The organism is Ideonella sp. P3_A4, assembly GCF_056403075.1.
In genome coordinates this window covers 1-2,081 of sequence record NZ_JBFUGE010000860.1, presented here as the reverse complement: position 1 = coordinate 2,081, position 2,081 = coordinate 1, and the positions used below count along the sequence as shown (strand labels likewise).

Sequence of the window (2,081 nt, the reverse complement as noted above, 5' to 3'; positions counted from 1 at the left end):
GTGCTTGAAGGGGCTGACCCAAGCCGAGTGCGACCGCATTGCGGGTGAACTCAACAGCCGGCCAAGAGAAAGACTAGGATTCAGGACTCCGGCCGAAGCATTCGGCCGTCCGCGGGGTGTTGCACTTCAACGTTGAACTCAAGCGTCCGCCTGCAAGCGCGCGGACAGACCTCTCCTCGTGCGCTGCGGGGCGACCGTGGCAGAGATTGAAATGCGGTGAGCTTGATGTTGGGTGACATTGCAAGATGTACCTACAAGGCTAGCACCTGCAGACGCCTCTAGGCAGGACGCGCGGCTGCAGTGGAGTACAAAGCTAGCAGCTCGGAACAATACTGCTCTACCTCCTGGCACGACGTGACCCTATAGCCACTTCGATTTACGGCCATGACCACAGACGGATCGCCTGCCAAGGCGCTGCGGATTGCCGCCTCAAGAACGCGGGTGAACTCGGCCGTCAACTCCGGATAGCTTCGCGAAAGGCTCGCCATCTCTTCGGCGGCAACCTCAAGGGTGTCTTGGTTCACGATGGCACCAAAGATTTGCTCAAGCGATATCGAGTTGGCCATGAGGCGCTTAACGTTCGACGTAAGGGGCGGCCGCAGGCGGGCGAAGCCCGCTTGTGGGCGTCCCCTTGACGGAGGGGTTAGGCCGCGGACGTGAGCAGCGAGAGATATAGAACGCATCGCCAACGACCGGGCCTTGGATTGAGACGGTGACCGCTGGCGCACCAGGCGAACAGCGAAGACTTGCAGCATTGGTATTGATTCTGTTTGGCCGGCTTGCTCGGCGAGACACGCTTGATGCGCCTGCGGCAGCAAGAATACCCCGGTAGCACCCGGCTGAACAAGGCGCCGAACTCCCGCCGACGGCGGCCGGATGACTGAGTGCCAACCGCGCGTTGGCTGCCGAAGGACGGACAGCCCACGCAGACAACGGAAGTCTTGATTCGCGCTCTCCCAGAAAGCAGCGGCAACGAACTTGGGGGTATTCATGACCGGGTTGACCGAAGGCTCCACCCGAAGATCCGCTGGCATTTTGGGGTGCGGGGCTTAACGTTCGACGTAAGGGGCTGGCCGCAGGCCAGTCCCCTTGACGGAGGGGTTAGGCCTTTGGCGTTGAGTCACTCCACAACCCTAAAGACGCCATTGACCGCCCAGGAGCCATTCTTGGAAACAAAGCGGACGGACAGCGTTCGATAGTCCTTGCACTYGAGAAATAGTACCCACTCGAGCCGAGACTTGTCAGCTGTAGAGACCTTGAGTGGCTGTGCTAGGCAAGCGTGCAAGGTGGTCAATTCCTCCGGAGCCCACGCCACTTGGGCGCCGCAAGTTCTTTCCCATGGATTGCCTCGCGGCGTTTGGGCGATGCACTGAGCAAATTGCTCCAGCGGACCTTGAAGAGCTCTCGGTGGTTCCGCCTGAGCACCGACGTGAACCGCCATAAGCAGGAGCGCGGCTACTAGTTGAGATGAGCGTGGTTGCATGAGATGGGGCAAAGACGGAATCGGTGAGGGCAAGGCCTAACGTTCGACGTAAGGGGCGGCTTGCGCGTAAGCGCAAGACGTCCCCTTGACGGAGGGGTTAGCCGTCACGCCCGGCAAAGGAGCTGAACTGGCCAACGATTCTGGGGGCTGGAACATTGTGTAAGGTTCAACTTATTAGATTGCCACCAAACGCCTGCCGACCAGCGGCCTCGGGCGCGTATTGCACATGCACCCTCTCGGATGGAAGCGACAGGCAGCTGGCTACTGCTTGAGTGACTTGGTGAACTTGGTGCGCCAACGCCTCGCCGACTAGCAAATGGGCTTGAAGGACTGTGACAAAGACTGGCAACTGCTCTGGGCTTACCTTGCACTCGTTCTCTGCATAGGCAGATGACGGCAGAAAACGAACTCGTACCCAAGTGCGACCGGGTGGGCTGCCAAAGACGGCTCCCAATGCGGATGCGAGAGCTGAGGCCGAAACGGGCTGGGGCTCCTGCTCGCTCACACAGACCAACTCGACGTCGACGATTGGCATAAGACGGCTAACGTTCGACGTAAGGGGCTGGCCGCAGGCCAGTCCCCTTGACGGAGGGGTTAG

The 2,081-nt window shown here is 60.0% G+C and carries 1 protein-coding gene; it reads right to left on the bottom strand.

What is annotated here, in order from left to right; genetic code table 11:
* Positions 1–278: 278 nt before the first annotated feature.
* Positions 279–566, bottom strand: a complete 288-nt coding sequence (locus AC1DYI_RS33730) for a hypothetical protein (RefSeq protein ID WP_477208466.1) — start codon at positions 564–566, stop codon at positions 279–281.
* Between the last annotated feature and the right edge of the window lie 1,515 nt (positions 567–2,081).